25 protein-coding genes are annotated in these 25964 nt (G+C 64.8%); 16 read left to right on the top strand and 9 right to left on the bottom strand.

Annotated features, from left to right (window positions below; all coding sequences use genetic code 11):
* The first annotated feature begins 37 nt into the window (after nucleotides 1-37).
* From QX094_RS29690 to QX094_RS29660, 7 genes are all read left to right on the top strand, one after another.
* Nucleotides 38-499: a MarR family transcriptional regulator gene (locus QX094_RS29690; RefSeq protein ID WP_315714472.1), complete on the top strand. Its 462-nt coding sequence runs from the start codon at nucleotides 38-40 to the stop codon at nucleotides 497-499.
* Between the two features lie 377 nt (nucleotides 500-876).
* Complete coding sequence (locus QX094_RS29685; protein WP_315714471.1) at nucleotides 877-1137, top strand: hypothetical protein; 261 nt, start codon at nucleotides 877-879, stop codon at nucleotides 1135-1137.
* A 259-nt stretch (nucleotides 1138-1396) separates the two neighbouring features.
* Nucleotides 1397-3817 carry a TonB-dependent receptor gene (locus QX094_RS29680; RefSeq protein ID WP_316164595.1) on the top strand — a complete coding sequence of 807 codons (2421 nt, stop codon included), beginning with the start codon at nucleotides 1397-1399 and terminating at the stop codon, nucleotides 3815-3817.
* 2 nt (nucleotides 3818-3819) lie between these two features.
* Nucleotides 3820-4509: a Fe2+-dependent dioxygenase gene (locus QX094_RS29675; protein WP_315714469.1), complete on the top strand. Its 690-nt coding sequence runs from the start codon at nucleotides 3820-3822 to the stop codon at nucleotides 4507-4509.
* Nucleotides 4510-4520: 11 nt separating this feature from the next.
* A complete protein-coding gene (gene exbB, locus QX094_RS29670; protein WP_315714468.1) occupies nucleotides 4521-5459 on the top strand; it encodes a tonB-system energizer ExbB in 939 nt (312 codons plus the stop codon).
* A 6-nt stretch (nucleotides 5460-5465) separates the two neighbouring features.
* Nucleotides 5466-5933 (top strand): TonB system transport protein ExbD, encoded by a 468-nt coding sequence (gene exbD, locus QX094_RS29665; RefSeq protein WP_315714467.1) that lies wholly within the window; start codon nucleotides 5466-5468, stop codon nucleotides 5931-5933.
* 16 nt (nucleotides 5934-5949) lie between these two features.
* The gene (locus QX094_RS29660; protein WP_315714466.1) at nucleotides 5950-6738 is read left to right on the top strand and encodes a TonB family protein; all 789 of its coding nucleotides are present in this window, start codon (nucleotides 5950-5952) and stop codon (nucleotides 6736-6738) included.
* Between the two features lie 21 nt (nucleotides 6739-6759).
* On the opposite strand, the gene QX094_RS29655 is transcribed toward QX094_RS29660, so the two are convergent.
* The 7 genes from QX094_RS29655 to QX094_RS29625 form a co-directional block, all read right to left on the bottom strand.
* On the bottom strand, nucleotides 6760-7161 hold the full coding sequence (locus tag QX094_RS29655) for a hypothetical protein (protein WP_315714962.1): 402 nt from the start codon (nucleotides 7159-7161) through the stop codon (nucleotides 6760-6762).
* Between the two features lie 61 nt (nucleotides 7162-7222).
* A complete protein-coding gene (locus QX094_RS29650; RefSeq protein ID WP_315714465.1) occupies nucleotides 7223-7903 on the bottom strand; it encodes a site-2 protease family protein in 681 nt (226 codons plus the stop codon).
* 55 nt (nucleotides 7904-7958) lie between these two features.
* A complete protein-coding gene (locus QX094_RS29645) occupies nucleotides 7959-8348 on the bottom strand; it encodes a GFA family protein (protein WP_315714464.1) in 390 nt (129 codons plus the stop codon).
* Between the two features lie 201 nt (nucleotides 8349-8549).
* The gene (locus QX094_RS29640; protein WP_315714463.1) at nucleotides 8550-9296 is read right to left on the bottom strand and encodes an SDR family NAD(P)-dependent oxidoreductase; all 747 of its coding nucleotides are present in this window, start codon (nucleotides 9294-9296) and stop codon (nucleotides 8550-8552) included.
* Nucleotides 9297-9411: 115 nt separating this feature from the next.
* Nucleotides 9412-10146: an SDR family oxidoreductase gene (locus QX094_RS29635; RefSeq protein WP_315714462.1), complete on the bottom strand. Its 735-nt coding sequence runs from the start codon at nucleotides 10144-10146 to the stop codon at nucleotides 9412-9414.
* A 141-nt stretch (nucleotides 10147-10287) separates the two neighbouring features.
* Nucleotides 10288-12111, bottom strand: a complete 1824-nt coding sequence (locus tag QX094_RS29630; protein ID WP_315714460.1) for an IlvD/Edd family dehydratase — start codon at nucleotides 12109-12111, stop codon at nucleotides 10288-10290.
* Between the two features lie 138 nt (nucleotides 12112-12249).
* Nucleotides 12250-13329, bottom strand: a complete 1080-nt coding sequence (locus QX094_RS29625) for a LacI family DNA-binding transcriptional regulator (protein ID WP_315714459.1) — start codon at nucleotides 13327-13329, stop codon at nucleotides 12250-12252.
* A gap of 300 nt (nucleotides 13330-13629) precedes the next feature.
* Between QX094_RS29625 and QX094_RS29620 the strand changes: the two genes are divergently transcribed.
* The 7 genes from QX094_RS29620 to QX094_RS29590 all read left to right on the top strand — a co-directional run bounded on the left by QX094_RS29620 (nucleotide 13630) and on the right by QX094_RS29590 (nucleotide 21402).
* Complete coding sequence (locus QX094_RS29620; protein ID WP_315714458.1) at nucleotides 13630-14691, top strand: sn-glycerol-3-phosphate ABC transporter ATP-binding protein UgpC; 1062 nt, start codon at nucleotides 13630-13632, stop codon at nucleotides 14689-14691.
* Nucleotides 14692-14758: 67 nt separating this feature from the next.
* On the top strand, nucleotides 14759-16081 hold the full coding sequence (locus tag QX094_RS29615) for an ABC transporter substrate-binding protein (RefSeq protein ID WP_315714457.1): 1323 nt from the start codon (nucleotides 14759-14761) through the stop codon (nucleotides 16079-16081).
* 265 nt (nucleotides 16082-16346) lie between these two features.
* Nucleotides 16347-17300 carry a sugar ABC transporter permease gene (locus tag QX094_RS29610; protein ID WP_315714456.1) on the top strand — a complete coding sequence of 318 codons (954 nt, stop codon included), beginning with the start codon at nucleotides 16347-16349 and terminating at the stop codon, nucleotides 17298-17300.
* Nucleotides 17297-18205: a carbohydrate ABC transporter permease gene (locus QX094_RS29605; protein WP_316164601.1), complete on the top strand. Its 909-nt coding sequence runs from the start codon at nucleotides 17297-17299 to the stop codon at nucleotides 18203-18205. The genes QX094_RS29610 and QX094_RS29605 overlap by 4 nt, the downstream gene beginning before the upstream one ends.
* A 220-nt stretch (nucleotides 18206-18425) precedes the next feature.
* Nucleotides 18426-19409, top strand: coding sequence for a D-erythronate dehydrogenase (denD, locus tag QX094_RS29600; protein ID WP_315749735.1), 984 nt, complete (start codon nucleotides 18426-18428; stop codon nucleotides 19407-19409).
* A gap of 75 nt (nucleotides 19410-19484) precedes the next feature.
* A complete protein-coding gene (locus QX094_RS29595) occupies nucleotides 19485-20654 on the top strand; it encodes an acetyl-CoA acetyltransferase (RefSeq protein WP_316164602.1) in 1170 nt (389 codons plus the stop codon).
* Between the two features lie 193 nt (nucleotides 20655-20847).
* Entirely contained in the window at nucleotides 20848-21402 is a 555-nt protein-coding gene (locus tag QX094_RS29590) for a GNAT family N-acetyltransferase (protein WP_316164603.1), read from the top strand.
* 214 nt (nucleotides 21403-21616) lie between these two features.
* Here the strand turns inward: QX094_RS29590 and QX094_RS29585 are convergent, their stop codons facing one another.
* Nucleotides 21617-22180 (bottom strand): DinB family protein, encoded by a 564-nt coding sequence (locus QX094_RS29585; protein WP_316164604.1) that lies wholly within the window; start codon nucleotides 22178-22180, stop codon nucleotides 21617-21619.
* A 678-nt stretch (nucleotides 22181-22858) separates the two neighbouring features.
* A complete protein-coding gene (locus tag QX094_RS29580; protein ID WP_315749742.1) occupies nucleotides 22859-23284 on the bottom strand; it encodes a GFA family protein in 426 nt (141 codons plus the stop codon).
* Nucleotides 23285-23540: 256 nt separating this feature from the next.
* Here QX094_RS29580 and QX094_RS29575 point away from each other — a divergent pair, with 256 nt between their 5' ends.
* Nucleotides 23541-24746 carry a CoA transferase gene (locus tag QX094_RS29575; protein WP_315749743.1) on the top strand — a complete coding sequence of 402 codons (1206 nt, stop codon included), beginning with the start codon at nucleotides 23541-23543 and terminating at the stop codon, nucleotides 24744-24746.
* A 4-nt stretch (nucleotides 24747-24750) separates the two neighbouring features.
* Nucleotides 24751-25917 carry an acyl-CoA dehydrogenase family protein gene (locus QX094_RS29570; protein ID WP_315714448.1) on the top strand — a complete coding sequence of 389 codons (1167 nt, stop codon included), beginning with the start codon at nucleotides 24751-24753 and terminating at the stop codon, nucleotides 25915-25917.
* The last annotated feature ends 47 nt before the right edge of the window (nucleotides 25918-25964 follow it).

Here is a 25964-nt window from a genome sequence, read left to right as displayed (position 1 = left end):
CGGCAAGCTTCGGGGAATCGCAAGGGAGTTCACAGCCATGTCGCTGGATATGAGACGTCAGCTCGTTGCGCAGCTTGTCGAAAGCTCGCGCATCCTGCGCAACTATATTGATCATCGTGCCAAACAGCGCGGCACGACCCGCGCCCAATGGGTGGTGCTGTTTCGGCTGCGCGCGCATGAGGGGATGTCACAGGTCGATCTCGCAGAAGTGCTGGAACTGCAGCCGATTTCACTGGTGCGTCTGCTCGACAGGCTGGTCGAGCAGGGGCTGCTGGAGCGCCGACACGATCCGAGGGATCGCCGCGCGAACCGTCTCCATCTCACCGCCGCGGGACGAGAGCTCGTCGATGATCTCGACGAGCTGCGCGATGCGATCGCCGGCGACGTTCTGCACGACATTCCGGACGAGGCCGTCGCCACCAGCCTGTCCACGCTCAGGGACCTGAAGGATCGGATCAAGATGCTGTCCGGTCCGAAAGCCGAGGTGGCGCTCAAATAGCCGAGCCGCGCCGCAGACCGTTCTGACCCCATCTTGAGTTGCGTCATATAGTAAAACATCTTGAGTGCGAAGAATGGCGGGGAAGCTTGCCGTTGCCGCGGCGTGGCCTGCGCGAGAGCAGGGCGGTCTGCGGCGATCCTCTGCCGCCATCGTCGGCTGGCGCGCCGCGCCGGACCATTCGCCGGCCGCGCGGGTCTCTCGTGCGAATGCCGCACTCCGACCTATTCTCGCCGTCTTGTCGCGCCCGATGGGAGCTGATTAGAAGCCGATGGGTCCCGCCGCCGTCATGGCGCCGTCGGGCCGCGGCAGGATTCAACCGGAGCGAGGCTGTGTCGCCGACGATGCGCCGTGCGACGATAGCGAATGGGGAGCTCACGATGGAAGAACTGAATGGAAAGATGCTCGCGTGCCAGATCCTGGTCACCGGCCTGATCGCGCGCGTCGCCAACGAGCAGCGCGATCCGTTGCGTTTCCTGACCGATTTTCGCGATGAGATCAGGGCCGTCGTCAAGGGCGTGCGGATCGCGGGGATCGATGATTCCGATCGCGTGCGCCAGATCGCGGTGCAGACCGTGGACGAGCTGTTCTCGCTGATGAAGCCGCCGAGCAGCGACGCGCCGGCTGGCTCGTCGAACTGACCTGCGCCGGGGTTACGCCCGACGCGGTGCTGATTCGACGGCAGCGCGAGTCAAATCGCGCTGTTTAGAACGATTTCAAGTTCCGCATGTTGTTAGTTGAGCGTTTTTAGAATTGTTTTGATCTGGAACTATTCAAGGCCAAATTAGGGCTCCTCAAATTGACCCCCTGAAACGCGCCCGATACCAACGACACATCGTCGCACTGCGAATGATCCGCGTAAGCGATGTGGAATGAAGATCTGGGGCGCGTGAAAATAAAATGGGACAGGTGATAGCACCGCGTTCGCTGCGTGGGGTCGCAGCGATGAGGTTCAATGACGGACGCGGAGAGGGGCCCTCCGTCACCAAGGTGTCGGCGGTGGCCGGGCTGATGGCGGTGGCATCGATGTCGTCGGCCGAGGCGCAACCGGCGTCCGACCTGCCGCCCGTCAACGTCGATGCGCCGATCGCGCGGGCCAAGCCGACGTCCTCCAAGCCGACCGCCGAGCAGGTCCGCGCGCGCAATGCCCTGCGCCGCGCGGCGGCCCGTCAGCAGTCGGCGCAGCAGGCCGCGGTGGCGTTCCCGAACGCAGGCGGACTGTCCGCGCCGGACGCCAACCCCTACGCGGACGCAGCCGAGCCCTACAAGGTCAACCGCGTGCAGGCGTCGGGCAAGTTTCCCGAGCCGCTCCTGAACACGCCGAAGACGATCACCGTGATGAGCAAGGAAGTGCTGGCCGACAAGCACGTCACCGCGCTCAAGGAGATCGGCCGTTCGACCGCCGGCGTCACGCTCGGCTCGGGCGAGGGCGGCAATGCGTTCGGCGACCGCTTCTTCATTCGCGGTTTCGATGCCCGCAACGACGTCTTCATCGACGGCATCCGCGATCCCGCGGTGTCGATCCGCGAGAACTTCTTCACCGAGCAGATCGAGATCCTGCGCGGTCCGGCCTCGTCCTATGCCGGCCGCGGCACCGCCGGCGGTGCCATCAACATCGTCACCAAGCAGGCTGGCGATACGAACTTCAAGCGGATGGATACCGAGTTCGGCACCGACCAGCAGAAGCGCGTCACGCTCGACGTGAACCAGGTGATCTCGCCGACCTTCTCGGTGCGCACCGGCGGCCTGTTCCAGGACTCCAATGTGGCGGGGCGCAACTTCGTCACCGATGACCGCTGGGGCGCCTTCCTCTCGACCAAGTGGACGCCGATCGACGATCTCAAGATCACGACGAACTATGTCCATACCGATCTGTCGGGTTATCCGGATTTCGGCGTGCCCTACTACAAGCAGGGCAACGTCCCCGTGACCTCGGCAGGCATTCCGCGCGGCACTTGGTATGGCTTCCTCAATCGCGACTTCCAGACCGCGCGGCAGGATTTCGGCACTGCCGCAGCCGAGTACAAGGTCAACGAGGCGATCACCCTCAGCAGCAAGTTCCGCGGCGAGCACTCGCTTCTCAACTATATCGGCACGCTGCCGCAAGGCCCCAACACGACCAGCCCGAATCCGCTGCTCTGGACCACGACGGCGAGCGCACAGAGCCGCTACCAGACGGTGGACGTGTGGGCCAACCAGAACGATGCGACGTTCAAGCTCGATACCGGCGGCGTCAAGCACACCGCGGTGCTCGGCACCGAGTTCTCGAACGAGAACATCTCGATCGATCGCTACACCGGACTCTCGTCCGAATTGTTCGGCGGCGGCTCGACCAGCTCGGGCGCGGTTACCGGCGTCAACGTGTACTCGCCGCAATACACCTACATCCCATTCAGCAATACGCCGTCGCTGATCGGCAACCCGACGCGCTACGGCGTCAACACCAACAGCGTCTACGTCATGGACACGGCCAACTGGCAGGACACGGTCATCCTGAACGGTGGGGTGCGCTATGACGGCTACAACATGAGCTCGTCGACCAATTCGCCGAAATACCTCAAGATGAACGCCGACCTGGTCAACTACAATGTCGGCCTGGTCTACAAGCCGATGCCGATCGGCAGCATCTACGCGGCCTATGCGACCTCGGCCAATCCGTTCGGCTCCGAACTCGACGCCACCGGCACCGATTACGGCGGCGTGCCCGCCAACACCGCGGTCCTGCTCGGACCCGAGCGCAACAAGGCGGCCGAGCTCGGCACCAAATGGGAGCTGGTCGACCGCCATCTGCTGGTCTCGGCCGCGCTGTTCCAGACCACCAAGGACAATGCCCGCGAGACCGTCGGCGGCCTGCTCACCTCGGGCGCGGCCTACCGCATCCAGGGCATCGACATCGAGGCCGAAGGCAGGCTCACCGATCGCTGGAGCATCTTCGGCGGCCTGGTGCTGATGCAGTCGAAGGTCACGCAGAGCGGCGTCGCCTCCAACATCGGCCTGCAGCTCGCCAACATCGCGCATCAGTCGTTCAGCATGCTGTCGAAGTACAAGCTCGACAATGGCTGGGAGATCGGCGGGCAGGCGGTCTACCGCTCCAAGGTCTATGGCGGCACCTTCGCGGCCAACACCGGCAACGAGCTGCCGAGCTACTGGCGCTTCGACGCCTTCGTCGAGAAGAAGCTCGACGCGAACTGGACCATGAAGCTCTATGCCCAGAACCTGACCAACAAGCTGTACTACGACACGCTGTATCGGAGCGCGGTGCCGTTCGTCGCCGTGGCCCCGGGGCGCGCCTTCTACATCGTCACCACTGCGAAGTTCTGATCATGCTGATCTGCATCCCGGACGTTCTGTCCAAAGACGAGGTCGCCGACTTCCGCCGCATCATGGATGCGGCGGAGTGGGAGGACGGCCGCTCGACGGCCGGGGCGCAGTCGGCCATGGTCAAGCGCAATGAGCAGTTGCCGCCCGACGGCGAGGCGGCGCGGGTGCTGGGCCAGCGCATCATCACGGCACTGACGAAGAATCCGCGCTTCCTGTCGGCGGCGATCCCGCTGCAGATCTTTCCGCCTTTGTTCAACCGCTACACCGCCTCGCGCGGCGACCATTTCGGCATCCATGTCGACAATGCCGTGCGCGGCGATCCGCGGACCGGCCTGCGCATCCGCACCGATCTGTCGATGACCTTGTTCCTGGCCGAGCCCGACAGCTATGACGGTGGCGAGCTTGTGATCGAGGACACCTACGGCTCGCACGAAGTCAAGTTGCCCGCGGGGCACGCGGTGCTGTATCCGTCATCGAGCCTTCACATGGTCACGCCGGTCACGCGCGGCTCCCGGGTCGCCTCTTTTTTCTGGATGCAGAGCATGATACGGGATGCCCACGTCCGGAGCATGATCTTCGATCTGGACGCGGCGATCCAGAGCTTGGCGGACCGCCTCGGGAGGGACGATCCCGATGCTGTCAAGCTGACCGGCATCTATCACAATCTGATCCGGCAATGGGCCGAGGTCTAATGGGCCGAGATATGATGACATCGTTCCTCGTTAGGTTTGCAATCGTCCTGTCATGTCTGTCTGTTGCTGCGGGGCTACCTGCACATGCGCAGCAGGAGCCGGCCAGGTCCGCCCCGGCGGTCTCGACCGATCTGTCCGCGCCGGCGCCGGGCACAGCCCAGACGATGGCCCCTCCCGCGTCGGGACAGGTCGCCCCAACGGCTGCCGCCCCGGTGGGCATCGAGACCGGCGCCCGCAATGGCAAGTCGGTGACCACCGGGCTGGACGAGCTGTCGCCGTTCGGCATGTTTCTCAAGGCCGACATCGTCGTCAAAGCGGTCATGATCATGCTGGCGCTGGCCTCGATCGCAAGCTGGACGATCCTGATCGCCAAGAGCCTCGAATTCTCCGTCCTGCGCCGCCGGCTGGTCGTCGCGCTGCGCAAGCTGACCGGGGCGAAGTCGCTGGCCGAGGCCCATCTTGCGCTTGGTCAAGGCAAGACCGTCGCGGCATTGCTGCTGCAGGCTGCGATATCAGAGGCACGGCTGTCGGCCGGGCTCGGCAGTGACGAGGGCATCAAGGAGCGCGCAGCCTCGAGCTTCACCGAGATCGTTCGCGCCGAAGCGCGCAGGGTCCGCACCGGCATGGGCCTGCTCGCCACCGTCGGCGCGATCTCGCCCTTCGTCGGACTGTTCGGTACCGTCTGGGGCATCATGAACAGCTTCATCGGCATTTCCAGATCGCAGACCACCAACCTCGCGGTGGTCGCGCCGGGCATCGCGGAAGCGCTGCTGGCGACCGCGATCGGTCTGGCCGCGGCGATTCCGGCCGTGATCATCTACAATCACTTCTCGCGGGTCACGAAGGGCTATCTCGAGCTCGTCAACCGCGCCTCCGGCACCACCGGACGATTGCTGTCGCGCGATCTCGATCGCAGCCATACCGGCCTTCACGTCCGGGCGGCGGAGTAGCCGAGGATGGCCGTCTCGCTCTCCGAAGGCGATCTCGACGACGATTTCGACGAGACCCACGACATCAACGTGACGCCTTTCATCGACGTCATCCTGGTGCTGCTGATCATCTTCATGGTGGCCGCGCCGCTCTCGACCGTCGACCTGCCGATCGACCTGCCGTCCTCGAGCGCCACGCCGCAGAAGAAGCCGGACAAGCCGACCTATGTCTCGATCAAGCCGGACCTGTCGCTGGCGATCGGGGAAAATCTGGTCAAGCGCGTCGATCTCGTGCGCGAGCTCGATGCCATGACCGATCAGCCGAAGGACCGGCCGATCTTCCTGCGCGCTGACAAGCTGGTGCCCTATGGCGAGCTGATGGGCGTCCTGGAACTGCTGCGCGCCGGCGGTTACACCAAGATCAAGCTGGTGGCGCTGGAAGCGCCGCCTGCCGCGGCCGTGCAGGTGCCGCCGGCCCAGCCCGCGCAGCCGTGAGGAGCGCCGGCTTGTGATGAGCGACCTCGACATCGGGCACTCCCCCTCGCGCCGTCTCTGGTTTCTGGCGATCATGGGCGCGCTGATCCTGCATGTCGGCGGGGCCGCGCTGGCGCTGACGCATCTGAACGACGACGAGGACGCCGGCGGCCTCGGCGCGGCGGGCGCCGAGGTCATCGACATCGATATGGGCTCGCCGAAGGTCGAGGACGACGAGGTTCCGGTCGGACAGGACTCGGTAGCGCAGACCGCCGCTCCGCAGATGCAGGAGCAGAAGGCCGAGGTCGAGCAGACCGATCTGCAGAAGGATGTGCCGACCACGACCGAGGAGGCCGACCGCGAGGTCACGACCTCTGACGTGAAGAAGCCGACCGAGGAGCAGAAGGTCGCGACGGTCCAGACACAGGCGTCGGAGGCGCAGGAAGCCTCCGAAGACAGCGCGCGCAAGGCCCTGGACGAGAAGGTTCCTGAAGCCGAGAAGACCAAAGCGCCGAATGCCGGTATCGGCAAGGACGTGCAAAGGCTGACGGCCAATTGGGGCCGCAAGATCAGCGCCTATTTCGAACTGCACAAGAAGTATCCATCCGGAAAGAAGGCCGCTGCCCAGCTCAAGCTGGCGCTCGTGCTCAATCGGCTCGGCCGTGTCGTCTCGGTGGACGTCAAGGAAACGTCCGGCGATCCGGAGTTCGATCAGGCCGCCCTCAGCATGGTCCGCCGTTCGGATCCCGTGCCAAAGCCTCCCGCGGGCCTCACCGACGACGAGTTCTCCTTCATCCTGCCGGTCAAGTTCAACCCGCCGAAATGAGCGGGTGGGGTTCGGCTGACCTCACTGCCAATACAGCCTGACTCCGACGTAGACCACGCAGAGCGCGGCGAAGATCAGCGCAACCGGCAGCTTGCGCGGAGCGGTCGTCCCGCTTTGCGCCGCCTTCTTCGGCGGCAGCTTGCGGAAGGCGGTGACATTGCCGGTCACCGGCTCGGCGGCGACCGGCTTGACCTCGGGCGGGGCGCCGCCGCCGCCCATCTCGGCATAATAGGCCTTGTACATCTCGCGGATGGTGGCCTCGGTCGCCTCGTCCTCCGGCATGTCGCCGAGGCGGGCCTTGTAGCTTGCCAGGAAGTCCTGCGCCGCCGGCGGCAGGCCGGAGGCGCCGTTCAGCTTGGCGATCATCTTCCAGGTCGCGAAATCGGCACGGGCGCGGGTGTCGGCGCGGCGTGCGATCATCATGTCAGCGGCTTTGACCAAGAGTGCCTCGGGGCTCGTTCGTTACCATCCCTGACGGGTAGATCTAGACATTACCCGTCAATAGCAGAAGCAGCTGCTTCAGAGAATCGGTCGTGGCGCGGAGCAGCCCCGACACGAGATCAAGATTGAGACCAAATTGGGAACCCGCCAGCGGCAGGAGGATCAGACATCCGATCAGAATCAGCATGCCATACGGCTCGAGCCGGGCAAGCGGCCGCGCCAGCGCCGCCGGCAGCACGCCCACCGCGACCCGGCCGCCATCGAGCGGCGGTATCGGGAGCATGTTGAACACGGCGAGCAGGATGTTGAACGAGAAAATATTCCACAGATTGCTGGCCACCCACCGCGCCGCCTCCGGTGGAACCAGCGGCAGGGCGTGGAACGCCAGTCCGGCCGCCAGCGCCAGCGCGATGTTGGTGGCCGGTCCGGCCAGCGCCACCATCACCATGCCGGCGCGCAGCGGCTTCAGATTGCGAAAATCGACCGGCACCGGCTTGGCGTAGCCGAACAGGAACGGCGAGCCGGACAGCAGCAGCATGCCCGGCAGCAGGACGGTGCCGAACGGATCGATGTGCTTGAGCGGGTTGAAGCTGACGCGACCGAGTCGCAACGCGGTGTCGTCGCCGAACCGCCAGGCGACGAAGGCGTGAGCAGCCTCATGAAAGGTGATGGCGATGATGATCGGCAGGATCCAGACGGAGATGCCGTAGAGCGAGATGTTCAAGGATCGGGGTTCCGGACGCGTTACCGCCTTACATAGGCACGATGGTTCCCCGATGCTACGCGGGATTCTCCGGAAATTGCGGCAGGCCGTCGCTGAGCTGCACCCAATCCATCTTTTCCGAGACCCAGATGTGCTCGGTCGGGGCAAAGGCGTTGCGGTCGTCGAAGCAGGCCAGGGCCACGCCGACAACCGGGCGCGTCCTGCGCCATGAGAACAGCCTGACGCCGCAGCGCGGGCAGAACATGCGATCGAGCGCGTCGGAGGAGGGGAAGCGCGCGGTTTCGCCGGTGATCGTCAGCGCGTCGTGCGCGAACAGCGCGCGGGCGAAGAACGGCGCGCCCGTCGCCCGCTGGCAGTTGCGGCAGTGGCAGACGCGTACGTTGATCGGCTCGCCGGTGCATTGGAAGCGCACCGCGCCGCAGAAGCAGCCGCCGTGGTGGGTCATGGTGGGACCTCCAACTGGTCATGATCTCTCGCGATCGTCAGCAGTACCGGAACGGTTCTGCCTATCGCCGTCATTGCGAGCGCAGCGGCGCCGCGGAGCAATCCAGGGCCGCGCGAGGAGCTCTGGAGTGCTTCGTCGGCTTTCGCCTCCTCGCAATGACGATTTCTCGGTGAGGACGGGCTCTATCGATCGGCACGCCGACTAATAAGTTGCGCGGCCACCGGAAATGTCGAATACGGCGCCGGTCGAGAACGAGCACTCTTCAGAGGCGAGCCACGACACCAGCGCGGCGAGCTCTTCCACCAGCACGAAGCGGCCTTTCGGGATCTTCGACAGCATGAAGTTGATGTGCGCTTCCGTCATCTGGTCGAAGATGGCAGTCTTCGCCGCGGCGGGCGTCACCGCATTGACCGTGATGTTGTGCTGCGCCAGCTCCTTGCCGAGCGACTTTGTCAGCGCGATCAGGCCGGCTTTGGACGCGGAGTAGTGCGCAGCGTTCGGGTTGCCCTCCTTGCCGGCGATCGAGGCGATGTTGACGATGCGGCCATAGCCCTGCTTCAGCATCACCGGCACGATCGCCTTGGCGCAGATGAAGGGACCGTCGAGATTGATGCGCAGCACCTTGCGCCACTCCTCGAGATCGGTCTCCCACACCGTCTTGTTGATGCCGGCGATGCCGGCATTGTTGACCAGGATGTCGATGCTGCCGAACGCGGCCAGCGTCGCGTCACGGGCGCCTTCGACCGCTTTGGTGTCGGTGACGTCGACCTGCAGCGCCAGCACCTCCGGACCGATCGCCTGCGCGGTCTTCTCCGCCAGCGCGATGTCGTGATCCCAGATCGCAACCTTCGCGCCCGACGACTTGAAGCGCTCGGTGATGGCGCGGCCAAAACCTTGCGCGCCGCCGGTGACCACGGCGCAGCGGTTGGTAAGGTCGATGTGGTTCATGATGTTTCCCCGGTCGATCTTTGTTGTCGTCATTCCGGAGCGCGCGCAGCGCGAACCCGGAATCTCGAGATTCCGGGTTCAGCCCTGCGGGCTGCCCCGGAATGACGGAGCAGAACTACAGCGTCCAGCCGCCGTCGATGGTATGCGCGACGCCGGTCGTGAACGCGCTCTCGTCGCTGGCAAGATAGACCGCGAGATGGGCGATCTCCTCCGCCGTGCCGAGCCGGCCCATCGGCTGGCGCGAGATGAACATCTCCAGCCCGTTCGGGCCGGCCGAGGCCGCGCGTCCCAGCATCGAGGGCGTTTCGATCGTGCCCGGGCAGATGCAGTTGCAGCGGATCTTCTTGCCGACGAAATCGGCTGCGACCGAGCGCGTCAGCGCCGCCACGGCTGCCTTGGTCGCACCGTAGACGTAGCGGTTCGGTGCCGCCTTGAACACGCCCGCGGCGGAGGCGATGTTGACGATGGCGCCGCCGCCCTGATCGAGCATCTTCGGCAGGAAGGCGCGGATCGTGCGATGCATCGACTTGACGTTCAGATCGAACGAGAAATCCCAGTCGTCGTCGGAGCAGTCGAGGATTGTGCCGTTATGCACGAAGCCGGCGGCATTGAGCAGGATCTCGACCTTGCCGACCCGCTCGGCCATCGCGTTCACGGCCGCGGTGTTGCGCACGTCGAGCGTCGCGACCTCGGCAATGCCTTCGCTCTTCAGCGTGTTCAGGCCGTTCTCATCGATGTCGGTGGCGAATACGGTGGCGCCTTGACGCGCGAAGGCAATGGCACAGGCGCGGCCGATGCCGGCAGCGGCGGCAGTGACGAAGGCGCGCTTGCCCTTGAGACGGTCGGACATGGAGTCTCCCTTGGGAATTGACTTCTTAGTTATCGTCATTCCGGGACATCGCGAAGCGATGGGCCCGGAATCCATAACCACGATCGGGAGTATGGATTCCGGGCTCGCGCTTCGCGCGCCCCGGAATGACGGCAGTTGGGTCTAGTGATTATGCCTTGCCACACCCACGGTGCCGGCGATGTTGTGATAGCGCGTGGCAAGCTCCATGCAGGCGCCGGTGGCCTGCTGGCCGACGGTGTTGCGATAGAGCTCCTGCCATGGCGTCTGGTTGGCGGGGTGCGGGAAGCCGCCCTTGGCCTTCAGCTCGGCGCGCCGCTTCGCAAGCTCCTCGTCCGAGATCAGGATATTGGCCGAGCCCTTGTTGAGGTCGATGCGCACGCGATCGCCGGTCTTGAGGATTGCGAGCCCGCCATCGGCGGCGGCCTCCGGCGACGCATTGAGAATCGACGGTGAGCCCGAGGTGCCGGACTGCCGGCCGTCGCCAATGCAGGGCAGGGACAGGATGCCGCGCTTGATCAGCGCCGCCGGCGGCTGCATGTTCACGACCTCGGCGCCGCCGGGATAGCCGATCGGACCGGCGCCGCGGATGAACAGCACGCAGTGCTCGTCGATCGCAAGCTGCTCATCATCGATGCGGTCGTGATAGTCCTCAGGCCCCTCGAACACGATGGCGCGGCCCTCGAAGGCGTTCGGGTCCTTCGGATTGCTGAGATAGCGGTCGCGGAACTCCTTGGAGATCACGCTGGTCTTCATGATCGCGGAATCGAACAGGTTGCCGCGCAGCACCAGGAAGCCGGCATCCTTCACCAGCGGCTTGTCGTAGGACCAGATCACGTCGCCGTCGGGCTTCGCTGCCTCGCGGCAATTCTCACCCATGCTGCGGCCGTTGACGGTGATGACGTCCTCGTGGATGCGCTTGTGCCGCATCAACTCGCCGATCACGGCCGGCACGCCGCCGGCGCGATGGAATTCCTCGCCGAGATAGAAGCCGGCCGGCTGCATGTTGACGAGCAGCGGCACGTCGTGGCCGACCTTCTGCCAGTCGTCGATGTCGAGCTCGACGCCGACATGGCGCGCCAGCGCGTTGATATGGATCGGCGCGTTGGTCGAGCCGCCGATCGCGGAGTTGGCGACGATGCAGTTCTCGAACGCCTTGCGTGTCAGGATGTCGGATGGCTTCAGGTCTTCCCACACCATGTCGACGATGCGCGTTCCGGTCTCGTAGGCGATCTGGCCGCGCTCGCGATAGGGCGCGGGGATCGCGGCGCAGCCGGGCAGGGACATGCCGAGCGCCTCGGCCAGCGCATTCATCGTCGATGCCGTGCCCATGGTGTTGCAATGGCCAACCGACGGCGCCGAGGAGGCGACGATCTCCATGAACTCCTCATAGCCGATCTCGCCGGCGGCGAGCCGCTCGCGCGACTTCCACACCACGGTGCCGGAGCCGGTGCGCTGACCCTCGTGCCAGCCGTTCAGCATCGGGCCGCCCGACAGCACGATGGCGGGGATGTTCACGGTCGCCGCGGCCATCAGGCAGGCCGGCGTCGTCTTGTCGCAGCCGGTCGTCAGCACCACGCCGTCGAGCGGATAGCCGAACAGGATTTCGACCAGGCCGAGATAAGCGAGGTTGCGGTCGAGCGCGGCCGTCGGGCGCTTGCCGGTCTCCTGGATCGGATGGGTCGGAAATTCCATCGCGATGCCGCCGGCGGCGCGGATGCCCTCGCGGACGCGGTGCGCCAGCTCGATGTGGTGGCGGTTGCAGGGCGAGAGATCGTTGCCGGTCTGGGCAATGCCGATGATCGGCTTGCCCGACTGCAGCTCAGCCCGGGTCAGGCCGTAATTCAGATAACGCTCGAGATAGAGCGCGGTCATGCCCGGATTGTGCGGATCGTTGAACCACGCCTGCGAGCGCAGCTTGCGGCTTTTGTCAGCGCCGTTGCCGGCATGCCCGTTCGAGTTCGTCATGTGTTTTCTCCCGCAGTGCAAACGTGGCGAGGCCGGTCCGTCGTCTGCGCGCCATCGGCCCGCTGTCGAAGATCGCCTACGTCTTTCGTTCAAGTCGTCGTTGGTTCGAGTGGTTCTAGTTCATGGCTTTTGGTTGCGCTACCATTTTGTTCCGGAAGCGCGCCCCGACGCGGGCTGCGGACTTGCGGCGGCGCGCTGCAAGGTCGAGCTCTGCCGTTCGATCACCTCGAAGCCGAGATCGACGACGCGCTGCGCCACGGGACGGCCTTCGACGGCGTCCATGATCATCGTCGCCGCACGCCGACCCATCTCGTAGCGATTGGTACGCACGCTGGTGAGCGTCGGAACCGCCGCGGCCATGAATTCCATGTCGTTGAAGCCGACGATCGCGATCTGCTCGGGCACCGCAATGTGCCGGCGCTGGCATTCGAACAGCACGCCGAGCGCGAGATCGTCGTTGGCGCAGAACACGGCGTCGAGATCCGGCGCCTTCATCAGCAGATCGGAGAACAGGCTGCCGCCCATTGTGGTCGAGGTCGGAACAGGCGCCGTGACGATGAGACGCGGGTCGAACAAGCCGGCCTCCTTCATCGCGTTCTGATAGCCCTGCAGCCTGCGCTGCACCCTTGGGTCCATGCGGGCGCCGATGAAGCCGATGCGACGGCAGCCCTGCGCGAGAAGGTGTAAAATGGCTGCAAAACAGGCATCGACGTGCGAAAATCCGATCATCATGTCGATCGGGTTGGCGCCGAGCTCCATGATCTGCACGACGGGACAGTCCGCTGCCTGGATGATCGAGCGGCTCTCCGCCGTCTGGTCGAGACCGGTCACGATCAGGCCGGCCGGCTTCTGCATCAGGAACAACCGCAGCAGGCGCTCCTCCTGCAACACGCTGTAGCGGGTGTTGGCGAGCTGGATGCTGTAGCGGCTGCCTTCGAACGCATCATAGATGCCCCGCAGCACGTCGGAGAACACGTTGTTGGTGAGGGACGGTATCAGCACGCCGATCACTTCGGTGCGCTGCGATGCGAGCGCGCGCGCGGCGAGGTTCGGCACATAGCCGAGCTCCTTGGCGGCACTCTCGATCCTCGTGCGGCGGCCGGCCGAGACCGTGTCGGGATTACGGAAGAAGCGTGACACCGTGATCGGGCTGACGCCCGCCAGTGCCGCAACTTCGGTCAGCCGGACTTTGCCCGGCTCGATGCGTTTCCGTCCCATGCCTCGCTCATAGCATAGGCGGTCTGGTACACAAGCGATATTGACAGCGCTATCACGCGGTTGCTAAGCGAGGCATTGCGGAAGCGAACTGAACTGCGGACAATGTCGGCCGCACTGGCCCTGTTTCGGAGCCAGTCGGAACGACCAGAGCCAACAAGACCATCAAAAACAAGACCACCAAGAACAAGACTGCACGACCAGGACTACAAAACGACAAGCGGCCTGATCAAACGGCCGAGAACAACGGTCAGAATGCCGCCGGCAAGCAGCCAATGCTGTCGGTCTTTGAGGAGGAAATTGATGTCGTCGGTGCAAATTCGCGACGTGCGCAAATCATTCGGCGGATTCGAAGTGCTGCACGGCGTGACGATTCCGATCGAGGATGGCGAGTTCGTCGTGCTGGTCGGGCCGTCCGGCTGCGGCAAGTCGACGCTGCTGCGCATGCTCGCAGGGCTCGAGAACATCACCGCCGGAACCATCTCGATCGGCGAGCGCGTCGTCAACAACGTGCAGCCGAAAGAGCGCGACATCGCGATGGTGTTCCAGAACTACGCGCTCTATCCGCATATGACGGTCGCCGACAACATGGGCTTCTCGCTGAAGCTGCGCGGCGCACGGCCGGAGGACATCAAGAAGGGCGTCGCGCGCGCCGCCGAGATTCTGGCGCTGACGCCGCTGCTCGACCGCTATCCGCGCCAGCTCTCCGGTGGCCAGCGCCAGCGCGTCGCGATGGGCCGCGCCATCGTGCGCGATCCGCAGGTGTTCCTGTTCGACGAGCCGTTGTCGAACCTCGACGCCAAGCTGCGCGTCGCGATGCGCACCGAGATCAAGGAGCTGCATCAGCGGCTCAAGACCACCACCGTCTACGTCACCCACGACCAGATCGAGGCCATGACGATGGCCGACAAGATCGTCGTGATGCATGACGGCATCGTCGAGCAGATGGGCTCGCCGCTCGATCTCTACGACAAGCCGGACAACCAGTTCGTGGCCGGATTCATCGGCTCGCCGGCGATGAACTTCCTCAACGGCCACCTGAAGTCCAATGGGTCGGTCTATGTCGAGACCGAGAACGGCGCCCGGCTGCCGATCCTCACCGCGCCGGCGGCCTCCGACGGCCGTCCTGTGGTGTACGGCGTGCGGCCCGAGCATCTCGAGCTCGCCAGCGACGGCATCGAAGCCGAGGTTGTCGTGGTCGAGCCGACCGGTTCGGAGACGCAGATCGTCGCCCGCATCGGCACCCAGGACATCATCGCGGTGTTCCGCGATCGCCACGAGGTCAATCCCGGCGAGAAGATCCATTTGCGCCCGCGCGCGTCGGCGGCGCATCTGTTCGACAAGGATAGCGGCCGGAGGATTTGAGCCGGCCGCTCGACGCAACGACACAACAAACAAAACAAGCAAAATACTCAACGGGAGAAAACTTCAGATGGCTCATTTCCCCACCGATCGACGGTCTCTGCTCAAGGGCGGCGCGACCTTGCTGGCGGCTGCCGCGACCATGTCGGCCGAGGACCTGCTCGGCTACGCCAAGGCCTGGGCGCAGACCTCGCCCTTCAAGCCCGAGCCCGGCGCCAAGATCAACATGATGCGCTGGAAGCGCTTCGTCGAGGCCGAGGACGTGGCCTTCATGAAGATCGTCGACGCCTTCCAGAAGGCCAACAACGTCACCATCAACGTCTCCAACGAATCCTATGACGACGTCCAGCCCAAGGCCTCGGTCGCGGCCAATACGGGGCAGGGGCTCGACATGGTGTGGGGCCTCTACACGCTGCCCTTCCTGTTCTCCAACAAGTGCGTCGACATGACCGACGTCGCCGATTACCTCGGCAAGAAGTGCGGCGGCTGGACCGACTCGGGCAAGGCCTATGGCATGCTCGACGGCAAGTGGATCGGCATTCCCGTGGCGGCCACCGGCGGTCTCATCAACTACCGCGTCTCGGCGGCTGAAAAGGCCGGCTTCAAGGAGTTCCCGAAGGATCTCGCGGGAATGTCCGAGTTCTTCAAGGCCATGAACAAGAACGGCACCCCGGGCGGCATGGCGCTCGGCCATGCCTCGGGCGACGCCAATGGCTGGGTGCACTGGGCGCTGTGGGCGCACGGCGGCAATTTGATCGACAAGGACAACAAGGTCGTCATCAACTCGCCGGAGACCGCCAAGGCGCTCGAATACGTCAAGGGCCTGTACGACAATTTCGTGCCGGGCACCGCGTCGTGGAACGATAGTTCCAACAACAAGGCGTTCCTGGCCGGCCAGCTCTACGCGACGGTCAACGGCATCTCGATCTACGTGACCGCCAAGAAGGAGGCGCCGCAGATCGCCGAGGACATGAACCACGCGCATCTGCCGCCCGGCCTCGACGGCAAGACCCGCGAGATGCATCTGGGCTTCCCGATCCTGGTGTTCAACTTCTCGAAGTATCCGCAGACCTGCAAGGCGTTCACCGCCTTCATGCTGGAGCCGGAGCAGTTCAATCCGTGGATCGAGGCGGCGCAGGGCTACCTGTCGCACTTCCTCAAGGCCTATGACGCCAACCCGATCTGGACCGTCGATCCGAAGAACACGCCGTATCGCGACGTCGCGGCGACCGCGACCACGCCGGCCGGCGTCGGCAAGCTCGGCGAGGCCGCTGCGGCCGCGATCGCCGACTTCGTCCTGGTCGACATGTTCGCGAACTACTGCACGGGCCGCGAGGACGTGAAGACGGCGATGGCGAGCGCCGAGCGCTCGGCCAAGCGCATCTTCCGCTGAGCGAGGCCGACCGGCGCGCGAGAGCGCCGGTCGCCATCGTCGGAGGGTGGGCAAGGCGCAACGCGCCGTGCCCACCCTCATTGCGAGCGCAGCGACATGTCCGCCATAGCCCGACGGGCGACGGCGGAAGCAATCCCGGGAGGAACGTCGGACTCTGGATTGCTTCGTCGCTTCGCTCCTCGCAATGACGGAGTAACTCTATCCGTCCCGAACGCCGGTGGGCGCGCGTCGCTCACCCCACGGTTCGAAGGGAGCTGCTGGATAAATGAGTACCATTCAGACCTCGTTGCCACGAGGCGCCGCCGTCGGCGAGCCCTCGGCATGGGTGCGCATCAAGACCAACCGCAACGTCATCGCGCTGTGGTTCATGCTGCCCGCGGCGGCTTTCCTGATCCTGTTCCTGGCCTATCCGCTGGGCCTCGGCGTCTGGATGAGCTTCACCGACGAGAAGATCGGCCGCAGCGGCGTCTTCGTCGGGGTCGAGAACTACGAATGGCTGTGGGACGACTCGATCTTCTGGCTGTCGGTGTTCAACACGCTGCTCTACACGATCGTGGCGAGCGCCATCAAATTCGCCATCGGGCTCTATCTTGCGCTGCTGTTGAACCGGCACATGCCGTTCAAGGCAATGATCCGCGCCATCGTGCTGATCCCCTTCATCGTGCCCACCGTGCTGTCGGCCATCGCGTTCTGGTGGATCTACGATTCCCAGTTCTCGATCATCTCCTGGTCGCTGATCAAGCTCGGAATCATCACGCAGAACATCAACTTTCTCGGCGACACCAACTGGGCGCGCGCCTCCGTCATCATCGCCAATATCTGGCGCGGCGTGCCGTTCGTCGCGATCACCTTGCTGGCCGGCCTGCAGACCGTGTCGCCCTCGCTCTATGAGGCCGCCACGCTCGACGGCGCCACCAGCTGGCAGCGCTTCCGCTTCATCACCTATCCGCTGCTGACGCCGATCATCGCGGTCGTCATGACGTTCTCGGTGCTGTTCACCTTTACCGACTTCCAATTGATCTGGGCACTCACCCGTGGCGGCCCCGTCAACGCCACGCACCTGATGGCGACGCTGAGCTATCAGCGCGGCATCATCTCCGGACGGCTCGGCGAGGGCGCCGCGATCGCCACCGCGATGATCCCGTTCCTGATGGCGGCGATCGCGATCTCCTGGTTCGGCATGCAACGGCGCAAATGGCAGCAAGGATCCGACCAATGACCGACACCACGCTGCACGCCAAGGCGCCCACCACGGCCGGCACCGACGAATCCGAGGGCATGAGCTATCTGGAGTCGCTGCCGCGGCGGCTGGTGACGCTCTATCTGCCGCTGTTCATCATCCTCGTGGTGCTGCTGTTCCCGTTCTACTGGATGGGGCTGACGTCGATCAAACCCGACGAGCAGCTGATCGACATGGAGAAGTACAATCCGTTCTGGGTGGTGCATCCGACCTTCAAGCACATCTCCAAGCTGCTGTTCGAGACGCAGTATCCGCGCTGGCTGTGGAACACGATGTATGTCGCGGTCGGTGCCACCACGCTGTCGATCTTCGCTTCCGTGCTCGCGGCCTATGCGATCGTGCGGTTGCGCTTCAAGGGCGCCGACACCGTCGGCGTGCTGATCTTCTTCGCCTATCTGGTGCCGCCGTCGATCCTGTTCATCCCGCTAGCCTCGGTGATCCAGGCCTATGGGCTGTTCGACTCGCCGTTGTCCTTGATCCTGGTCTATCCGACGCTGCTCATCCCGTTCTCGACCTGGCTGCTGATGGGCTACTTCAAGACCATCCCGTTCGAGCTCGAGGAATGCGCGCTGATCGACGGCGCCAGCCGCTGGCAGATCCTGGTGAAGATCGTGGTGCCGCTCGCCGTGCCCGGCCTGATCTCGGCCTTCATCTTCTCGTTCACCCTGTGCTGGAACGAGTTCATCTACGCGCTGACCTTCCTGCAGTCGACGCCGAACAAGACCGTGCCGGTCGCCATCGTCAACGAGTTCGTCGACGGCGACATCTACAAATGGGGATCGCTGATGGCCGGCGCCCTGGTCGGCTCGCTGCCGCTGGTCATTCTTTACGCCTTCTTCGTCGAGCATTATGTGTCGGCCATGACCGGCGCGGTGAAGGAGTAGGCGGCTTTGTCCGTGAGCCGGGTCAAGGCGTCGCTTGCTGCTCACGCGGATCTCAACTCCCGTCATTGCGAGGAACGAAGCGACGAAGCAATCCAGAGCCATTCCGATGACTCTGGATTGCTTCCGCCGTCGCCTTTCGGGCTATGGCTGACAAGTCGCTTCGCTCGCAATGACGAACGTTGAGACCACGCCCAATCGTTGCATTTGAAGGAGCATACCCTTGCATATTCTCGTTCTCGGCGCCGCCGGCATGGTCGGGCGCAAGCTGGTCGAGCGTCTCGTCCGCGACGGCCGCCTCGGCGACAAGGCCATCACTCGCATGACGCTGCAGGACATCGTCGCGCCGTCTAAGCCCGACACGTCCATCGCCGTCGACACCATCGCCGGGGACTTCGCCGTCCCAGGCTTTGCGGAGAAGCTCGTCGCCGGCCGTCCCGACGTGATCTTCCACCTCGCCGCGATCGTCTCCGGCGAGGCCGAGCTCGATTTCGACAAGGGCTACCGCATCAATCTCGACGGCACGCGGATGCTGTTCGACGCCGTCAGGCTGATCGGCGACGGCTACAAGCCGCGGCTGGTCTTTACCTCCTCGATCGCGGTGTTCGGCGCGCCGTTCCCCGAGGCCATCGGCGACGAGTTCGTCAATGCGCCGCTGCTCAGCTACGGCACCCAGAAGGCGATCGGTGAGCTCCTGCTGGCCGATTACAGCCGCCGCGGCTTCTTCGACGGCGTCGGCATCCGCCTGCCGACCATCTGCATCCGCCCCGGCGCGCCCAACAAGGCCGCCTCCGGCTTCTTCTCCAACATCCTGCGCGAGCCCTTGGCCGGCAAGGAGGCCGTGCTGCCGGTGTCCGAGGACGTCCGCCACTGGCACGCCACGCCGCGCTCGGCGGTCGGCTTCCTCCTGCATGCCGCAACCATGGACACGGCCAAGATCGGCCCACGCCGGAACCTGACCATGCCCGGCCTGTCGGCGACGGTTGGCGAGCAGATCGCAGCCCTGCGTCGCGTGGCAGGCGACAAGGTGGCGGATCGCATCAAGCGGGAGCCGGATCCCTTCATTGTGGGCATCGTCGCCGGCTGGCCGCGGAATTTCGAGGCCAAGCGGGCTCGCGAACTCGGCTTCACCACCGAGGAAAAGACCTTCGACGACATCATCCGGATTCACATTGAGGATGAGCTCGGTGGCAAGTTCGTGGCCTGAGACGGCCGCCAGCCTCTGGACTCACATGGCGCAAAGCGCCATTTGAGGGGCAGGGAGACATTCGGGAGAGAGAGCATGACCGCCAGCATCGTCGGATGGGCGCATACGCCGTTCGGGAAGTTCGACGCCGAGACCGTCGAGAGCCTCGTCGTCAAGGTCGCCAATGAGGCGATCGCCGACGCCGGCATCTCGGCCGGTGACGTCGACGAGATCGTGCTCGGCCATTTCAACGCGGGCTTCTCGCCCCAGGATTTCACCGCCTCGCTGGTGCTGCAGGCCGATCCGGCGCTGCGCTTCAAGCCGGCGACCCGGGTCGAGAACGCCTGCGCGACGGGCTCGGCCGCCGTGCACCAGGGCATCCGCGCCATCGCCGCCGGCGCCGCGAAAATCGTGCTGGTCGTGGGCGTCGAGCAGATGACGCGCACACCGGGCCCGGAGATCGGCAAGAACCTGCTCAAGGCGTCCTACCTGCCGGAGGACGGCGACACCGTCGGCGGCTTCGCCGGCGTGTTCGGCAAGATCGCGCAGGGCTATTTCCAGAAGTACGGCGACCAGTCCGACGCGCTGGCGCTGATCGCCGCCAAGAACCACAGGAACGGCGTCGCCAATCCCTATGCGCAGATGCGCAAGGATTTCGGCTTCGAGTTCTGCCGCTCCGAGAGCGAGAAGAACCCTTACGTGGCCGGCCCCCTGAAGCGCACCGACTGCTCGCTGGTGTCCGACGGCGCCGCCGCTCTGGTGCTGACCGACAGCGAGACCGCGAAGTCCTTCGCCAAGGCAGTGAACGTGCGCGCCACCGCACATGCGCAGGATTTCCTGCCGATGTCCAAGCGCGACATCCTCGCCTTCGAGGGCTGCACCGTGGCCTGGCAGCGCGCGCTGGAGAAAGCCGGCGTCACGCTCTCCGATCTCTCCTTCGTCGAGACCCATGACTGCTTCACGGTCGCCGAACTGATCGAGTACGAGGCGATGGGCCTGACGCCGCGGGGGCAGGGTGCCCGCGCCATCAAGGAGGGCTGGACGCTCAAGGACGGCAAGCTGCCGGTCAATCCGTCCGGCGGCCTCAAGGCCAAGGGCCACCCGATCGGCGCCACCGGCGTCTCCATGCACGTCATGACCGCCATGCAGCTCACCGGCTCTGCGCCCGAGGGCATGCAGCTCCTCAACGCCAAGCTCGGCGGCATCTTCAACATGGGCGGCGCGGCCGTGGCCAACTACGTGTCGATCCTGGAGCCAGCGAAGTAGGCGAGGTCCATCCTCCGTCATTGCGAGCGAAGCGACTTGTCCGCCATAGCCCGAAAGGCGACGGCGGAAGCAATCCGGGGCCGCGCGTGCCGCTCTGGATTGCTTCGTCGCTGCGTTCCTCGCAACGACGGTGATACAGGAGAGCTTCCGCCATGCGGAAGCTCTTTGTCATTGACTGGTCCGATTGCCCATCATGATCATCTCCACCGAACGCCTGACCTTGCGCGAGTGGCGCGATGACGATCGCGCGCCGTTCGCGGCGATGTCCGCCGATCCGGCCGTGATGCAATTCCTCCGCGCGCTGCCAACGCGGCAGGACTCGGACCGGTGGATCGATTTCCAGATCGCCCATCAGGCCGCGCACGGCTTCGGCTTCTGGGTGGTCGAAGACCGCGCCACCGGCACTTTCCTCGGCGCCACCGGCCTGTTCCGCGTCGCCTTCGATGCGCCGTTCACGCCGGCGGTCGAGATCGGCTGGCGGCTGGCGCGCGCGGCCTGGGGGCGGGGGATTGCGACCGAGGCGGCGCGGGCGTCGCTCACGTTCGGCTTCGATGAGCTCGGCCTCCACGAGATCATCGCCTATGCCGCGCCGGCCAATCAGGCGTCACAGAACGTCATGCGCAAGCTCGGCATGATCAGGAACGAGGCGTCGGATTTCGATCATCCGCGAGTCGAGGCGGACAGCCCGTTGCGCCGGCAGGTGATGTACCGGCTTCCGCGCGAGGTGTGGGCCAATGCCTCGTGCTGATCCTTCCTCCCAGTCATTCCGGGGCATTCGCGCGCAAAATGGCGAAGCCATTTTGAAGCAGCGCGAATGAGCCCGGAATCCATAACCACAGGACGAGGTGTGTCGAAGGCAGGCGCCACGAGCATCTCGCGCCCGACGGCCGGTTGTGGCTATGGATTCCGGGCTCGCGCTGCGCGCGCCCCGGAATGACGGAGGGAGGGAAGCCACGCGTGTATCAGCTCCGCCACACCTTTTCCTCGCTGAACCCCAGCTCGGCGAAATCCTTCGCCCGCAAGCTTGAATCATCCGCAGGGAAAAACTCGTCGAGCTGCGGCGGCTTGACGCTGGTGCTCGACAGCATGGCATGCGCCTGGCCGCGGTGATGGATGTCGTGTTGGAACAGGTGCAGCAGCAGCCGGTCGCAGCGCTCGTTCTGCACCCGGCTCTCGCGGTTGATGCGGACGGTGTCGTCGAGCCGCGCCGGCGTGAGCGCCTCGCAGAAAGCAATCAGCCGGCGGTCCATCGCGCCCTGCGCCTTCGCAAGATCTGCGAGGCGCGGGAACGGCACCTCGTTCTGCCACGCCATCGGGCCGAGCCAGCCGCCTTCCAGCGCGTCGATGTAGAACAGGTCGATGATGTAGATGTGGTTCAGCGTCCGCTGCAGGCTGGGGAAAAAGCCGCTGCGCTCGGCAGCGAAATCCTCGGCGCTGAGCTGGCCGCAGGCGGTCAGCAGCCGGTGATTGGCCCAGGCATTGTTGTAGGCGAACGCGCGGAAGGTCTGGACGAGATCGGCGGGCATTGATCAGGGCACCCCGTGATGGCTCGCCGCAGATCATACGGAACTCCGTGCTCCCTTCACCATCCATTTCCGCGGGCCGGAGCGCATCATCCCCATGCGCTTTTGCGGAACTCTGCCGGGATCGGCCAAGCGGCGAATTTCGCCAGCGCCTTCAAGCTGATTTGGCCTGTCCAGTCCCCTGGTCAAAAATATTCATGTTTCGCTTTTCCAGAAAATATGCTTCACTCTCCCCATCCTGCTTCGCCACGAGGGGCGCTTCGCGATCGTCACGAACGTTGAGGCAGGGAGGCGGTGGCCGCGACGTGTCGCAGCGTAGCTTGTCTGCGCGGACGAACGGCATGGCGCGGACGTGAAGTCGCGTGGTCCCGGCATCCCGACGCTGATGCCAAGTTCGCGGGGCATGATGATCCCCAAGGACGACGGTGGCCAAAAGCCGGCGCACCGAGGAGAGCGCGAAATAAGCGTGAAAACCATCGCGCAGGGAAGGCCGGGTCGGTCCGGCTGAACCTGTGGTTCTCTCCCCGTGCTTTCTTTCGCACGGGGGCCACGGGTGCCAGTCGGCACCCGGCCTTCCCTGCGCCCTCTGTTTCGAAGGGGGCGGCTTCGATCAGCACAGCTCGGACAGATCCTGTCGCGAGGCCATCGATGCTTGGGTGCTTGCGAAAAGCAGACCTTGTCTCACTCCGGCATCATCTCGCCGGAGCCGCCGAACTCCGCCGGGAAATCCTTCAGCTTCGGCAGGCCATCCCTGATGGGCAGCACCGTCTCCGCGTAGTTGACGTGCACACCGGGCGTGAACTTCAGCGTCGGAATCGTCGCGGCATAGACGTCGATCATGCCGAGCGGCGGGTGGTCGGTCATCAGATGCCCGCCACACTTGGTGCAGTATTTGCGGTGGCTCATGTCGGTCTTGTGATAGCTGCCGATCGCGTCAGCCCCCTTGGTCACCCGCACGTTCGCAGGCTTCCACAGGGTGAAGGCGTTGACCGGACCGGCCGACCAGGAGCGGCACGACGAACAGTGGCAATAGCCCATCGCCTCCGGCTCGCCATCGGCCTCGATCTCGACCGCGCCGCAGAAGCATTTGCCCTGATAGAGCGTCATGAGTGTTCTCCCTCGTGTTTGTTTTGGATGTTGGACCGGCATGCTGACACACCTGAACGCTGAAATGGAATCCTAGAATGCAGCTCGCGGCGGGGAACATCTGGTGCAGCGCGGCGGTCGTCGTCCGTGATCCGCGACACGGAATGTTGCGGCGGGGGATCTGACGCATGGCCCCATACCCGCGCGGCGGCTTGCTAGGGAACATCAGGTGCCGTTAGCTCTGGCGACAACAAGGATCGAGGGAGCCGACGCCACGATGGGACCGCTTGCGGGCATCAAGGTCATCGACATGACCACCGTGCTGATGGGGCCGTATGCCGCCCAGACGCTCGGCGACTACGGCGCCGATGTCATCAAGGTGGAATCGCCGGAAGGAGACGTCACCCGCAAGATCGGCCCGTGGCATCATCCGGGCATGGGGCCGGTCTATCTCAATACCAACCGCAGCAAGCGCGTGATCTGCCTCGACCTCAAGAAGCCCAGGGGACGCGAGGCCGCGCTGCGGCTCATCAAGGACGCCGACGTCCTGCTCTACAACATCCGGCCGCAGGCGATGGCGCGGCTGAACCTCGGCTATGACGTGGTCTCCGCGCTCAATCCGCGGCTGGTCTATGCCGGTGTGTTCGGCTTCGGCCAGGACGGTCCCTATGCGGCCAAGCCCGCCTATGACGACCTGATCCAGGGCGGGGCGGCGCTGTCGCATCTGATGGCGGTCGCCGGCGACGGCACGCCGCGCTACGTGCCCAATGCGCTGGTCGACCGCATCGTCGGCCTGACGGCGGTCGGTGCCATCTGCGCCAGCCTCGTACACCGTGACCGCACCGGGCGCGGCCAGCGCCTGGACGTGCCGATGTTCGAGACCATGTCGGCCTTCATCATGGGTGACCACATGGGCGGGCTGACCTACCAGCCCCCGCTCGACAAGGGCGGCTATGCGCGGCATTTGTCGCCCGACCGCAGGCCCTACAAGACCGCCGACGGCCATATCTGCGTGATCGTCTACAACGACAAGCAATGGGACGCGTTCTTCACCGCGTCCGGCCGCACCGACCTGCGCGCGGATGACAGGTTCAACAGCTTTGCCCGGCGTGCCGCCAACATCGATTTCGTCTATGCCGAGCTCGCGCGCATCTTTCAGACGCGCACCACGGCCGAATGGACCGATCTGCTGGATGCCGCCGATGTGCCGGTCATGCCGATGCACGACCTCGAAAGCCTGCTGAACGATCCGCACCTCGTGGCGACCGATTTCTTTCCCGTGGTCGAACATCCGACCGAAGGTCCGATCCGCAGCACCCGCGTGTCCGCGACCTGGTCCGAGACCAAGGCCGAGCCGCTGCGTCTGGCGGCACGGCCGAACGAGCATGGCGCGGTTATCCTGCACGAGCTTGGTTTCTCGGACGAGGAGATCGCCGCGATGATCCGCGACGGCGTGACGACGCCGGCGCCTGCCAGGGAGTGAGACGATGGATTTCGCGCTCTCCGCCAACCAGGAATCGATCCGCGATGCGGTGGCCAAAATCTGTGCTCGCTTCGACGATGCCTACTGGCTGAAGAAGGACAAGGAGGGCGGTTTTCCCGCCGACTTCCACAGGGCCTTGGCCGAGGCTGGCTGGCTCGGCATCTGCATCCCGGAGGCGTATGGCGGCTCCGGGCTCGGCATTCTCGATGCTGCGATCATGATGCGCACCATCGCCGAATCCGGCGCCGGCATGTCCGGTGCCTCGGCGATCCACATGAACGTGTTCGGGCTCAATCCGGTCGTCGTGTTCGGGACCAAAGAGCAGTGTGCGCGGATGCTGCCGGGCATCGTCGATGGCAGCGAGAAGGCCTGCTTCGCCGTGACCGAGCCGAACACCGGCCTCAACACCACCCAGCTCAAGACGCGTGCCGTGCGCAAGGGCGACCGCTACATCGTCAACGGCCAGAAGGTGTGGATCTCGACCGCGCAGGTCGCCGAGAAGATTCTGCTGCTGGCGCGCACGACGCCGCTGGAGGAGGTGAAGCGCCCGACCCATGGGCTCAGCCTGTTCTACACCGATTTCGACCGCAGCCGGATCAAGGTGCACGAGATCGAGAAGATGGGCCGCAAGCCGGTCGACTCCAATGAGCTGTTCTTCGAGGATGTCGAGATTCCGGTCGAGGATCGCCTGGGCGAGGAGGGGCGCGGCTTCGACTACATCCTGCACGGCATGAATCCGGAGCGTATCCTGATTGCCGCCGAAGCCGTCGGGCTCGGTCATCTCGCACTGTCGCGCGCGTCGGCCTATGCGAAGGTGCGCAACGTGTTCAATCGCCCAATCGGCCAGAACCAGGGCATCCAGCATCCCCTGGCGAAGAACTGGATGGAGCTGGAGGCCGCGTGGCTGATGGTGCTGCAGGCCGGCTGGCAGTACGACCAGGGCCGGCCTTGCGGCCCGGCGGCGAACGCCGCGAAATATCTCGCCGCCGAAGCCGGCTTCCACGCCTGCGAGCAGGCGGTGATGACCCATGGCGGCTTCGGCTACGCGCGCGAGTATCACGTCGAACGTTACCTGCGCGAATCCCTGATCCCCCGCATCGCCCCGATCAGCCCGCAACTGATCCTGTCCTTCATCGCCGAGAAGGTCCTCGGCATGCCGAAGTCGTATTGAGATGAACTGTTGCTGAAATGATGAACCCAATCGTGATGGACGCACGC

Source organism: Bradyrhizobium sp. SZCCHNS1050 (genome assembly GCF_032484785.1).
Lineage (GTDB): Bacteria > Pseudomonadota > Alphaproteobacteria > Rhizobiales > Xanthobacteraceae > Bradyrhizobium.
Note: the sequence above shows the minus strand (reverse complement) of the source record. Positions and strands in the feature narration are given on the sequence as shown.